This is a genomic window from Streptomyces sp. NBC_00019 (genome assembly GCF_045041015.1).
Taxonomy (GTDB): domain Bacteria; phylum Actinomycetota; class Actinomycetes; order Streptomycetales; family Streptomycetaceae; genus Streptomyces.
This window is the reverse complement of record NZ_CP108302.1, coordinates 8,055,562-8,067,083: the sequence shown is the minus strand read 5'-3', so window position 1 is coordinate 8,067,083 and position 11,522 is coordinate 8,055,562. Positions and strand designations below refer to the sequence as shown.

13 protein-coding genes are annotated in these 11,522 nt (G+C 69.9%); all 13 read left to right on the top strand.

The window, feature by feature from the left end; translation table 11 throughout:
* Positions 1–39 precede the first annotated feature (39 nt).
* The 13 genes from OHU89_RS37770 to OHU89_RS37710 all read left to right on the top strand — a co-directional run bounded on the left by OHU89_RS37770 (position 40) and on the right by OHU89_RS37710 (position 11,489).
* Positions 40–1,305, top strand: a complete 1,266-nt coding sequence (locus OHU89_RS37770) for a hypothetical protein (protein WP_405649434.1) — start codon at positions 40–42, stop codon at positions 1,303–1,305.
* Positions 1,306–1,369: 64 nt separating this feature from the next.
* Complete coding sequence (locus OHU89_RS37765) at positions 1,370–1,942, top strand: GNAT family N-acetyltransferase (RefSeq protein WP_405649433.1); 573 nt, start codon at positions 1,370–1,372, stop codon at positions 1,940–1,942.
* A 127-nt stretch (positions 1,943–2,069) separates the two neighbouring features.
* Positions 2,070–2,153 carry a putative leader peptide gene (locus tag OHU89_RS37760; RefSeq protein ID WP_310591794.1) on the top strand — a complete coding sequence of 28 codons (84 nt, stop codon included), beginning with the start codon at positions 2,070–2,072 and terminating at the stop codon, positions 2,151–2,153.
* A gap of 154 nt (positions 2,154–2,307) precedes the next feature.
* On the top strand, positions 2,308–4,005 hold the full coding sequence (locus OHU89_RS37755) for a nitrite/sulfite reductase (RefSeq protein WP_266886619.1): 1,698 nt from the start codon (positions 2,308–2,310) through the stop codon (positions 4,003–4,005).
* A complete protein-coding gene (locus OHU89_RS37750) occupies positions 4,002–4,181 on the top strand; it encodes a hypothetical protein (protein ID WP_266886620.1) in 180 nt (59 codons plus the stop codon). Before OHU89_RS37755 ends, OHU89_RS37750 begins: the two co-directional genes overlap by 4 nt.
* A complete protein-coding gene (locus OHU89_RS37745) occupies positions 4,178–4,888 on the top strand; it encodes a phosphoadenylyl-sulfate reductase (RefSeq protein ID WP_266886621.1) in 711 nt (236 codons plus the stop codon). Before OHU89_RS37750 ends, OHU89_RS37745 begins: the two co-directional genes overlap by 4 nt.
* 23 nt (positions 4,889–4,911) lie before the next feature.
* Positions 4,912–5,448, top strand: a complete 537-nt coding sequence (gene cysC / locus OHU89_RS37740) for an adenylyl-sulfate kinase (protein WP_405649432.1) — start codon at positions 4,912–4,914, stop codon at positions 5,446–5,448.
* On the top strand, positions 5,445–6,383 hold the full coding sequence (cysD, locus tag OHU89_RS37735; protein ID WP_266886623.1) for a sulfate adenylyltransferase subunit CysD: 939 nt from the start codon (positions 5,445–5,447) through the stop codon (positions 6,381–6,383). The genes cysC and cysD overlap by 4 nt, the downstream gene beginning before the upstream one ends.
* Before the next feature lie 2 nt (positions 6,384–6,385).
* Positions 6,386–7,714 carry a sulfate adenylyltransferase subunit 1 gene (locus OHU89_RS37730; RefSeq protein ID WP_405649430.1) on the top strand — a complete coding sequence of 443 codons (1,329 nt, stop codon included), beginning with the start codon at positions 6,386–6,388 and terminating at the stop codon, positions 7,712–7,714.
* 222 nt (positions 7,715–7,936) lie between these two features.
* Positions 7,937–9,040, top strand: a complete 1,104-nt coding sequence (locus tag OHU89_RS37725) for an aliphatic sulfonate ABC transporter substrate-binding protein (protein WP_405649429.1) — start codon at positions 7,937–7,939, stop codon at positions 9,038–9,040.
* Between the two features lie 35 nt (positions 9,041–9,075).
* A complete protein-coding gene (locus OHU89_RS37720; protein WP_365397755.1) occupies positions 9,076–9,861 on the top strand; it encodes an ABC transporter ATP-binding protein in 786 nt (261 codons plus the stop codon).
* The gene (locus OHU89_RS37715; RefSeq protein ID WP_405649428.1) at positions 9,848–10,732 is read left to right on the top strand and encodes an ABC transporter permease; all 885 of its coding nucleotides are present in this window, start codon (positions 9,848–9,850) and stop codon (positions 10,730–10,732) included. The genes OHU89_RS37720 and OHU89_RS37715 overlap by 14 nt, the downstream gene beginning before the upstream one ends.
* Before the next feature lie 7 nt (positions 10,733–10,739).
* Complete coding sequence (locus OHU89_RS37710; RefSeq protein ID WP_405649427.1) at positions 10,740–11,489, top strand: sirohydrochlorin chelatase; 750 nt, start codon at positions 10,740–10,742, stop codon at positions 11,487–11,489.
* The last annotated feature ends 33 nt before the right edge of the window (positions 11,490–11,522 follow it).

Below are 11,522 nucleotides of genomic sequence, written 5' to 3'. Positions count from 1 at the left end.
GGATCACCAGGCGCAGTTGGCCCGCCTCGGGAGGACGACATGATGCAGCGCGGCAGACACCGCAGGCAGAAGCGGGGCAGAGCGGCACGCGCCTTCCTGGCCGGGACCGCCCTCGCGCTCACCGCCGCCGCCACGATGATCAGTGCCTCACAGGCCACGGTCGCCGACGATCCCGGGGCACTGAAACCGCTCGCCACGTCCGCCGAGACGGACGTACTGCGCCTGCGGGAGCACCTGGAACCGCAGCGCAGCCTCGACCGGCTCGCCTCCGCGATGGGCACACCGGTCGGCGTCAGCGCCGTCCTCGACGGCGCCGACCACACGCTGCGCACCGCCGCCGACTGCACCGCCACCGAGCGCGAGGCGCTGCCCGTCGAGCCGACCGCCACCCGCGCGTACTGCTGGGACGCGGCCGACACCCGGTCCTGGCGGGCCGGCGCGGTCACCACCTCGGGCGACGCGGACGACGACGGTCTGTGGGGGCAGAACCGGGTGGTCCTCTCCGCCTGGTCGCAGGGCGCCCATGATCTGGCCCGGGTGGCGTTCATCGACGCCAACGACCTGGAGCGCCCCACCTACTCCTGGGTCCTGCTCACGGTCCCGGTCGACGGCGGCCGCGACTACCGTGCCCTCGACTCCCGGATCTCCGGCATGGTCTGGTACCAGGACAAGCTGCTGGTGACCGCCGCCGAGGGTCTGTACGTGTACGACATGGACCGCGTCCAGCGCACCACGGTGGACAGCCCCGCCGTCGGCCGTGTGGACGGCGGTTGGGCGGGGCACGGCAGCCGCTGGGTCCTGCCCGCGGTCGGCGCCTACAGCCTGGCCGGCGGGAAGGCCGCCGCGCAGCCCGCCTATCTCTCCCTGGACCGCAGCACCTCCCCCGACAGCCTGGTCGCGAGCGAGTGGGTCTCCACGGACGACGACCGGGACGCCCGGCTGTGGCGCTACGACTTCAGCGGCGCCTCCGACCGCGCCGGCCTCCTCACCACCGACCCCGCCGGGTACACCCGGGTCGACGAGGCGTACGAGACGAAGGCGGCCGGTGTCGGCGCCGTGCTGTCGTACGGCTCGAACTGGTACCTCGGCCGTGCCGCGGACGCGGACGGCGGTCACGGGACGCTGTGGCGGCAGAGCGCGACCGGCGCGCGGGCCACCCGGTGCGGCACCGACGAGACCCGCCAGTGCTGGAGCACCGAGTCGGAGTCCCTCTCCTACTGGGAGGCGACCGGCGAGGTCTGGTCCCAGTCGGGCCGGGTGCTGTTCGCCATGCCGCTGGCGTCGGTCGACAAAGCGCTGGGCTAGGGCCCGCCGGGCGGATCACGGGGCCGTTCGACAGATGATCGGGCCGGATGGTTCCCTGGCAGGCATGGCCAACATCCCCGTGACCACCTGGTCCCTGGAACAGACCGACCCGACCGACGTTCTCCCGGCCGCCGGGCCGGACGGTGACGTCGAGATCGTGCGCTCCGAGGTCCCCTCCCCCGAGTTCAGCCGCTTCCTGTACGCCTCCGTCGGTGGCGACATCCTCTGGATCGACCGGCTCGGCTGGACGTACCCGCAGTGGGAGGAGCACCTGGGCCGGCCCGGCGTGGAGACGTGGGTGGCGTACGACCGGGGCACGCCCGCGGGGTACGTGGAGCTGGAGCCGCAGGACGACGGGGTCGTGGAGATCGTCTACTTCGGGTTGATCCCGGCCTTCCGGGGCCGCCGGATCGGCGGACACCTGCTGTCGTGCGGCGCCGCCCGCGCCTGGGACCTCGCGGACCGCTGGCCGGGGCTGGCGCCGACGAAGCGGGTCTGGCTGCATACGTGCAGCCTGGACGGCGAGCACGCCATGGACAACTATCTGCGCCGGGGCTTCAAGCTCTTCGACACCAAGGTCGAGGAGGAGCCCGACGTGGCCGCTCCGGGGCCCTGGCCGGGCGCCTACCCGGCCTGACCTGCGCAGACAAGACTCCGCGCGCAGTATGTGATCGAGACCACCCTTGTCTCACCCTTCGGGACAAGGGTGTCCGTATGATGGACGAAGCTGGACTGTGTCCAGATCGCCGTGACACGCTTCCGTCATGTCTGGAACTGGAATTGCCTTGGTGAGTCGGCGGCACGTCGACCTCGGCCGCATGTCCAGCGCCATCTGTCCGGCGCGCTAGCGCTGCATCCGACAGTGGCCTCCGGCCACGGGGCAGCACCGCCCGACATCTCCCGCATTGGTCTCATTCCTGCGCAATGCTGCGCACGTACACGTATGCGCCCGTACGCGCAGGTCAGAGCCGCTTTCCCGCCTGTCCCGAAGGACGAATAACCATGGCCGCCACCCCGCAGAACCCTGCTGCCACGACTCCGCGCCGCAAGGTGAGCCGTCACCGCGGTGAGGGGCAGTGGGCCGCGGGACACCACACCCCGCTGAACGGCAACGAGCAGTTCAAGAAGGACGACGACGGTCTCAATGTGCGGACACGCATTGAGACGATCTACTCCAAGCGGGGCTTCGACTCGATCGACCCCAACGACCTGCGCGGCCGCATGCGCTGGTGGGGCCTCTACACCCAGCGCAAGCCCGGGATCGACGGCGGCAAGACCGCGATCCTGGAGCCGGAGGAGCTGGACGACAAGTACTTCATGCTGCGGGTGCGGATCGACGGCGGACGCCTCACCACCCAGCAGCTGCGGGTGATCGGCGAGATCTCGCAGGAGTTCGCGCGCGGCAGCGCGGACGTCACCGACCGGCAGAACATCCAGCTGCACTGGATCCGCATCGAGGACGTCCCGGAGATCTGGAACCGGCTCGAGGCCGTCGGCCTGTCCACGACCGAAGCCTGCGGCGACTGCCCGCGTGTGGTCATCGGCTCGCCGGTCGCCGGTATCGCCGAGGACGAGATCATCGACGGCACCTGGGCCATCGACGAGATCCACGAGCGCTACATCGGCAGCAAGGAGTTCTCCAACCTGCCGCGCAAGTTCAAGACGGCGATCTCCGGCTCCCCGCTCCTCGACGTCGTCCACGAGATCAACGACGTGGCCTTCGTCGGCGTCGAGCACCCCGAGCACGGCCCCGGCTTCGACGTGTGGGTGGGCGGCGGCCTGTCCACCAACCCGAAGCTCGGTGTCCGGCTCGGCGCCTGGGTGCCGCTGGAGGAGGTCCCGGACGTCTGGGCCGGTGTGATCGGCATCTTCCGTGACTGGGGCTACCGGCGTCTGCGGACGCGTGCCCGTCTGAAGTTCCTCGTCGCCGACTGGGGCGCGGAGAAGTTCCGCCAGGTCCTGGAGGACGACTACCTGAAGCGCAAGCTGACCGACGGTCCCGCACCCGCCGAGCCCTCGGGCCGCTGGCGCGACCACGTCGGCGTGCACCGGCAGAAGGACGGCCGCTACTACGTGGGCTTCGCCCCGCGCGTCGGCCGTGTCGACGGCGCCACGCTGACGAAGATCGCCGAGGTGGCCGAGGCACACGGCTCGGGCCGGCTGCGCACCACCGTCGAGCAGAAGATGATCGTCCTCGATGTCGAGGAGGCGCAGGTCGAGCCGCTGGTCGAGGCCCTGGAGGCTCTTGACCTGACCGCCAAGCCCTCCCCGTTCCGGCGCGGCACCATGGCCTGCACCGGCATCGAGTACTGCAAGCTCGCCATCGTCGAGACCAAGCAGCGCGGCTCCTCGCTGATCGACGAACTGGAGCGCCGGATCCCGGAGTTCGACGAGCCGCTCACCATCAACCTCAACGGCTGCCCGAACGCCTGCGCCCGTATCCAGGTGGCGGACATCGGTCTCAAGGGCCAGCTCGTGCTCAACGACCAGGGCGAGCAGGTCGAGGGCTACCAGGTGCACCTGGGCGGCGCCCTCGGTCTGGAGGCCGGCTTCGGCCGCAAGGTCCGTGGTCTGAAGGTGACTTCCGACGAGCTGCCCGACTACGTCGAGCGGGTCCTGAAGCGCTTCCAGGAGGAGCGCGAGGACGGTGAGCGGTTCGCCGCCTGGGCCTCGCGTGCGTCCGAGGAGGCCCTCTCATGAGCGAGCGGGCCGCCCCCTTCTACTGCCCCTACTGCGGCGACGAGGACCTCCGTCCGAGCGAGCAGGGCCACGGCGCGTGGGAATGCGCGGCGTGCAACCGCGCTTTCCAGTTGAAGTTCCTCGGGCTTCTCGCCCGGGGTCTTCAGCAGACCGACGCAGGGGGAGAGCAGATATGACCGCCGTTCAGGAAGAGCGCACGACCGACGATCTCAAGGCACTCGCCGAGCAGGCGGGCCGCGACCTGGAGGACGCCTCCGCGCTGGAGATCCTCCAGTGGGCCGTCGACACCTTCGGGGCACGCTTCTGCGTGACCTCCTCCATGGAGGACGCGGTCGTCTCCCATCTGGCGTCCCGGGTCCGCAAGGGCGTGGACGTCGTCTTCCTCGACACCGGCTACCACTTCGAGGAGACCATCGGCACCCGTGACGCGGTCGAGGCCGTGATGGACGTCAACGTCATCACGCTGTCGCCGACACGGACGGTCGCCGAGCAGGACGCCGAGTTCGGCCCGAAGCTGCACGACCGCGACCCCGACCTGTGCTGCAAGATGCGCAAGGTCGAGCCGCTGGAGCGGGGCCTCACGAACTACCTGGCCTGGGCGACCGGGCTGCGCCGCGACGAGTCCCCGACCCGGGCGAACACCCCGGTCGTCGGCTGGGACGAGAAGCGCCGGAAGGTCAAGATCTCCCCGATCGCCCGCTGGACCCAGGACGACGTGGACGCGTACGTCGCCGAACACGGCGTCCTCACCAACCCGCTACTGATGGACGGCTACGCCTCCGTCGGCTGCGCCCCCTGCACCCGCCGCGTCCTGGAGGGCGAGGACGCGCGCGCCGGCCGCTGGGCGGGCCGCGGCAAGACCGAGTGCGGGCTGCACGAATGACCATCACCGAGAAGGAGTTGCACGTGACGACCGGAGCCACCGTCTGGCTCACGGGTCTGCCGAGTGCCGGCAAGACCACCATCGCGTACGAGCTGGCAGGCCGGCTGCGCGAGGAGGGCCATCTCGTCGAGGTGCTCGACGGCGACGAGATCCGCGAGTTCATCTCGGCGGGCCTCGGCTTCAGCCGCGAGGACCGGCACACGAACGTGCAGCGCATCGGCTTCCTCGCCGAACTGCTCGCCCGCAACGGCGTCAAGGCGCTCGTCCCGGTGATCGCGCCCTACACGGACAGCCGTGAGGCGGTGCGCAAGCGCCACCAGGAGGGCGGGGCGGCGTACCTGGAGATCCACGTGGCCACTCCGGTCGAGGTGTGCTCCGTACGCGACGTGAAGGGTCTCTACGCCAAGCAGGCCGCGGGCGAGCTGTCCGGGCTGACCGGCGTCGACGACCCGTACGAGGAGCCCGACTCGCCCGACCTGCGGATCGAGTCGCAGGACCAGACCGTCCAGGAGTCCGTGGCGGCTGTGCACGCGCTGCTCACCGAGAGGGGACTGGCATGACGACGACCGTTGCGGCGGTGGAGGAGGGTACGGACGCTCCGTACGCCCTCTCCCACCTGGACGCTCTCGAATCCGAGGCCGTGCACATCTTCCGCGAGGTTGCGGGCGAGTTCGAGCGGCCGGTGATCCTGTTCTCCGGCGGCAAGGACTCCATCGTCATGCTGCACCTGGCGCTGAAGGCGTTCGCCCCCGCGGCGATCCCCTTCTCGCTGCTGCATGTCGACACCGGACACAACTTCCCCGAGGTCCTGGAGTACCGCGACCGCGCGGTCGAGCGGCACGGTCTGCGGCTGCATGTCGCCTCCGTGCAGGACTACATCGACCGCGGTGTGCTGAAGGAACGTCCGGACGGGACCCGCAACCCGCTCCAGACCCTCCCGCTGACGGAGAAGATCCAGGCGGAGAAGTTCGACGCGGTCTTCGGCGGTGGCCGGCGTGACGAGGAGAAGGCCCGCGCCAAGGAGCGCGTGTTCTCCCTGCGCGACGAGTTCTCGCAGTGGGACCCGCGCCGCCAGCGCCCCGAGCTGTGGAACCTCTACAACGGCCGGCACGCCCCCGGCGAGCACGTCCGTGTCTTCCCGCTGTCCAACTGGACCGAGCTGGACGTCTGGCAGTACATCGCCCGCGAGGGCATCGAGCTGCCGGAGATCTACTTCGCGCACGAGCGTGAGGTGTTCTCGCGTTCCGGCATGTGGCTGACTCCCGGCGAGTGGGGCGGCCCCAAGGACGGCGAGACGGTCGAGAAGCGCCTGGTGCGCTACCGGACCGTCGGTGACATGTCCTGCACCGGTGCCGTCGACTCGGACGCTGTGACGCTGGACGACGTCATCGTCGAGATCGCCGCCTCCCGGCTGACCGAGCGGGGCGCGACCCGCGCCGACGACAAGATGTCCGAGGCCGCGATGGAAGACCGTAAGCGCGAGGGGTACTTCTAAGCATGAGCACGACCACGGAACTCTCCGAGACCACGCTCCTGCGGTTCGCCACCGCCGGCTCCGTCGACGACGGCAAGTCCACGCTGGTGGGCCGGCTGCTGCACGACTCCAAGTCGGTCCTCACCGACCAGCTGGAGGCCGTGGAGCGCGCCTCGACCGCGCGCGGGCAGGAAGGCCCCGACCTGGCGCTGCTGACGGACGGTCTGCGGGCCGAGCGTGAGCAGGGCATCACGATCGACGTGGCGTACCGCTACTTCGCCACCGCCAAGCGCCGGTTCATCCTCGCGGACACCCCGGGGCACGTGCAGTACACCCGCAACATGGTGACGGGTGCCTCCACGGCCGAGCTGACGGTGATCCTGATCGACGCCCGCAACGGTGTCGTCGAGCAGACCCGCCGGCACGCCGCCCTCGCGGCGCTGCTGCGGGTCCCGCACGTGGTCCTCGCCGTGAACAAGATGGACCTGGTCGACTACCAGGAGTCCGTGTTCGCCGCGATCGCCGAGGAGTTCACGGCGTACGCGCTGGAGCTGGGTGTCCCGGAGATCACCGCGATCCCGATCTCGGCGCTGGCCGGTGACAACGTGGTGGACCCGTCCGCGAACATGGACTGGTACGGCGGGCCGACCTTCCTGGAGCACTTGGAGACGGTTCCGGTCGCCCACGACCTGAGCCACTGTCACGCCCGCCTCCCCGTGCAGTTCGTGATCCGTCCGCAGACCGCCGAGCACCCCGACTACCGGGGTTACGCGGGCCAGATCGCCGCCGGTTCGTTCCGTGTCGGCGAGGCCGTGACCGTGCTGCCGTCGGGTCGTGGCTCGCGGATCGCCGCCATCGACCTGCTGGGCGAGCCGGTCGACATCGCCTGGACGACGCAGTCGGTGACGGTCCTCCTGGAGGACGACATCGACATCTCGCGCGGCGACCTGATCGTGCCCAGCAAGGACGCGCCGCCGACCACGCAGGACATCGAGGCGACCGTCTGCCATGTGGCCGACGCGCCGCTGACCGTCGGCCACCGGGTGCTGCTCAAGCACGGCACCCGCACGGTGAAGGCGATCGTCAAGGACATCCCGTCCCGTCTCACGCTCGACGACCTGTCCCTGCACCCGCACCCGGGACAGCTCGTCGCCAACGACATCGGCCGGGTGAAGATCCGCACCGCGGAGCCGCTGCCGGTGGACTCCTACGCCGACTCCCGCCGCACCGGCTCGTTCATCCTGATCGACCCGAACGACGGCACCACGCTCACCGCGGGCATGGTCGGCGAGTCGTTCGCGTCCCCGGAGCCCGTCAAGGACGCGGCCGAGGACGACGGGTGGGACTTCTGACATGAACTCTCCCGACATCTACTCCACGTTCGCGAAGGAGGGCGGCCGCGTCGGCAGCGGTGCGCTCGGCAGCGGGCAGGGCGGAGTGGCGCGATGTGTGCGTTGACGTACGCGCACCGCTTGCGCGCCCTCACCCCCCGCCGCCGTAAACGCAGACCTGCCGACCTCCCGGCCACGACCTGAGAGACCGTGACCGCCGGGCCTCCGAGAGGAACACCTCCCGTGCCTGCAAAATCCGCTCTTCGCCGCACCCTCGCGGTCATAGCCGCGCTCCCCCTTCTCACCCTCGCCGCCTGCGGCTACGGCTCCGAGGCCAAGGACGACGACACCGCCAAGGTCGCCGCGGGGGCGAAGAAGATCGACGGTCTCGACTCCGTCAAGATCGGCTACTTCGGGAACCTGACCCACGCCACCGCGCTGGTCGGCAACCAGAAGGGCTACTTCCAGAAGGCGCTGGGCGCCACGGAAGCGAAGTACCAGGTGTTCAACGCCGGGCCCTCCGAGATCGAGGCCCTCAACTCCGGCTCCATCGACATCGGCTGGATCGGCCCCTCCCCGGCGATCAACGGCTACACCAAGTCCAAGGGCACCAACCTGCGCATCATCGGCGGTTCGGCGTCCGGCGGCGTGAAGCTCGTCGTCAACCCGGAGAAGATCAAGTCCCTGAAGGACGTCAAGGGCAAGAAGATCGCCACCCCGCAGCTGGGCAACACGCAGGACGTGGCGTTCCTCAACTGGATCTCGGACCAGGGCTGGAAGGTCGACGCCGAGAGCGGCAAGGGCGACGTGTCGGTGGTCCGTACCGACAACAAGGTCACCCCGGACGCCTACAAGTCCGGTTCCATCGACGGCGCCTGGGTGCCGGAGCCGACCGCGTCGAAGCTGGTCGCCGAGGGCGGCAAGGTGCTGCTCGACGAGGCCGACCTCTGGCCGGACAAGAAGTTCGTGATCACGAACATCATCGTGTCGCAGAAGTTCCTCAAGGAGCACCCGAAGGCCGTAGAGGCGGTCCTGAAGGCCTCGGTCGAGGCCAACAAGTGGATCAACGCCAACCCGGACGAGGCCAAGGCCGCGGCGAACAAGCAGCTGGAGGCGGACTCGGGCAAGGCGCTCCCGACGGACGTCCTGGACCCGGCGTGGAAGTCCATCCAGTTCACCAACGACCCTCTGGCCGCCACCCTCAACACCGAGGCGGAGCACGCGGTGAAGGCCGGTCTGCTGGAGGACCCGCTGCTGGACGGCATCTACGACCTCACGCTTCTGAACAAGGTCCTCGAGGCCGCGGGTGAGAGCACGGTCGACGACGCCGGTCTCGGCGTCAAGTAAGTCCTGACCCCCAGAGTCCCCAGGAGGTGACGACCATGGCCACCGCGGTTGCCAAGGCCGAGCAGGCCGAGTCAGTCGAGTACGCCGCCCGGATCGAGCATGTCTCGAAGTCCTTCGCCGGCCCCGCCGGGCAGCAGCTCGTCCTCGACGACATCACCCTCGATGTCGCACCGGGCGAGTTCGTCACCCTCCTGGGGGCCTCGGGCTGTGGCAAGTCCACGCTGCTCAACCTGGTCGCGGGTCTCGACGACCCGAGCGCGGGCAGCATCAAGACGGACGGGCGCCCTGCCCTGATGTTCCAGGAACACGCTCTGCTGCCGTGGCTGACGGCGGGCAAGAACATCGAACTCGCCCTCAAGCTCAGGGGAGTTCCGAAGAACGAGCGGCGCGAGAAGGCGGAGTCGCTGCTCGAACTCGTGCGGCTGCAGGGCGCGCACGGCAAGCGGGTGCACGAGCTGTCGGGTGGCATGCGCCAGCGCGCGGCGCTGGCCCGGGCTCTCGGCCAGGAGAGCAGCCTGCTGCTGATGGACGAGCCGTTCTCGGCTCTCGACGCCATCACGCGGGACGTGCTGCACGACGAGCTCACCCGTATCTGGCAGGAGACCGGGGTCTCCGTCCTGTTCGTCACGCACAACGTGCGCGAGGCGGTGCGGCTCGCGCAGCGCGTGATCCTGCTGTCGTCGCGTCCGGGCCGGATCGCGCGCGAGTGGACGGTCGGCATCCCGCAGCCGCGCCGCATCGAGGACGCGCCCGTGGCCGAACTGTCCCTTGAGATCACCGATGTACTGCGTGGGGAGATCCGCCGTCATGGCCAGCACTGACACGACACCGGTCCAGGACACCGGGAGCGTAGAGGCGGGCCTCGACGCGCTGGACGCCCAGGTCACGGGCCGGCCGCCGTTTCGGCAGACGTTCCGCGAGAAGATCTTTCCGCCGCTCGTCGCGACCGCCGTGGTCCTGGTGATCTGGCAGGCGCTGATCTCGTTCGACATCGTCACCGACCCGACCAAGCTGCCCTCTCCCGGCGACGTCGCGGCCGAGTTCAAGGACGCCTGGCTGGAGGGCAAGCTTCTCGGCTACATCTGGACCAGCGTCGAGCGCGGTCTGCTCGGCTTCCTGCTGGCGCTGGCGATCGGCACTCCGCTGGGTCTGGTCGTGGCCCGGGTGAAGTTCATCCGTGCGGCGATCGGACCGGTCCTGTCGGGCCTCCAGTCGCTGCCGTCGGTGGCGTGGGTGCCGCCGGCGGTCCTGTGGCTGGGTCTGAACAACTCGATGATGTACGCGGTGATCCTGCTCGGTGCGGTCCCGTCCATCGCCAACGGTCTGGTCTCCGGCATCGACCAGGTGCCGCCGCTGTTCCTGCGGGCGGGCCGCACGATGGGCGCGACCGGATGGAAGGGGGCCTGGCACATCGTCCTGCCGGCGTCGCTGCCGGGCTATCTGGCCGGTCTGAAGCAGGGCTGGGCGTTCTCCTGGCGCTCGCTGATGGCGGCGGAGATCATCGCCTCCTCACCCGATCTGGGCATCGGTCTCGGCGCGCTGCTGGAGAACGGCCGCAACGCCAGCTCCATGCCGATGATCTTCGAGGCCATCTTCCTGATCCTGTTCGTCGGTATCGCCGTCGACCTGCTGGTCTTCAGCCCTCTGGAGCGGCGGGTGCTGCGCAGTCGCGGTCTGCTGGTGAAGAGCTGAGGTTCGCATGCACAACAAGCCGGTCCGCCCCGTCCTTTTGGTGATCGCCCACGGCAGCCGTGATCCACGGCACGCCGCGACGGTGCACGCCCTCGTCCGCCGGGTGCGCTCCATGCGCCCGGGTGTACGGGTGGAGACCGGCTTCCTGGACTTCAACATCCCCTCCGTCCAGGGGGTGTTGGAGTCGCTCGCGGCGGAGGGCGTCCGTGAGGTGGTCGCCCTCCCGCTGCTGCTGACCCGCGCGTTCCACGCGAAGGCGGACATCCCCGCGGTCCTCAGGGACGCTCCGCCGCAGCTGCGGATCCGCCAGGCGGAGGTGCTGGGCCCGTCCCCGCTCCTGCTGTCGGCGCTGGAACGGCGTTTGTTCGAGGCGGGGTTGACGCCCGCCGACAAGTCCTCGACCGGGGTCGTACTGGCCTCGGCGGGGTCCACGGACCCGGAGGCGATCGCAGTGATCGCAGCAATCGCGCGGGAGTGGCGGCGCACCGGTTGGTGTGCCGTGCGGCCTGCGTTCGCCTCCGCCGCGTTGCCCCGCACGGAGGACGCGGTGCGCGAACTCCGTTCCCTGGGCTGTTCCCGGGTGGCCGTCGCGCCGTACGTCCTGGCTCCCGGCTTCCTGCCGGACCGGATCGCGCGGGGTGCGGCCGAGGCGGATGTGCTTGCCGATGTGCTCGGTCCGTCGCCGGAGGTGGCGCGGGTGTTGTTGGAGCGGTACGACGAGGCGCGGGTGCCGACACTGGCGGTAGTCGGCGCGTAGCCGTCTGCGGGTCGGTGGGGGCTGGTCGCGCCC

Coding starts and splice junctions, on each gene's coding strand:
- OHU89_RS37770 (WP_405649434.1), top strand. CDS start 40: ATGATGCAGCGCGGCAGACACCGCAGGCAGAAGCGGGGCAGAGCGGCA.
- OHU89_RS37765 (WP_405649433.1), top strand. CDS start 1,370: ATGGCCAACATCCCCGTGACCACCTGGTCCCTGGAACAGACCGACCCG.
- OHU89_RS37760 (WP_310591794.1), top strand. CDS start 2,070: ATGTCTGGAACTGGAATTGCCTTGGTGAGTCGGCGGCACGTCGACCTC.
- OHU89_RS37755 (WP_266886619.1), top strand. CDS start 2,308: ATGGCCGCCACCCCGCAGAACCCTGCTGCCACGACTCCGCGCCGCAAG.
- OHU89_RS37750 (WP_266886620.1), top strand. CDS start 4,002: ATGAGCGAGCGGGCCGCCCCCTTCTACTGCCCCTACTGCGGCGACGAG.
- OHU89_RS37745 (WP_266886621.1), top strand. CDS start 4,178: ATGACCGCCGTTCAGGAAGAGCGCACGACCGACGATCTCAAGGCACTC.
- cysD (WP_266886623.1), top strand. CDS start 5,445: ATGACGACGACCGTTGCGGCGGTGGAGGAGGGTACGGACGCTCCGTAC.
- OHU89_RS37730 (WP_405649430.1), top strand. CDS start 6,386: ATGAGCACGACCACGGAACTCTCCGAGACCACGCTCCTGCGGTTCGCC.
- OHU89_RS37720 (WP_365397755.1), top strand. CDS start 9,076: ATGGCCACCGCGGTTGCCAAGGCCGAGCAGGCCGAGTCAGTCGAGTAC.
- OHU89_RS37715 (WP_405649428.1), top strand. CDS start 9,848: ATGGCCAGCACTGACACGACACCGGTCCAGGACACCGGGAGCGTAGAG.
- OHU89_RS37710 (WP_405649427.1), top strand. CDS start 10,740: ATGCACAACAAGCCGGTCCGCCCCGTCCTTTTGGTGATCGCCCACGGC.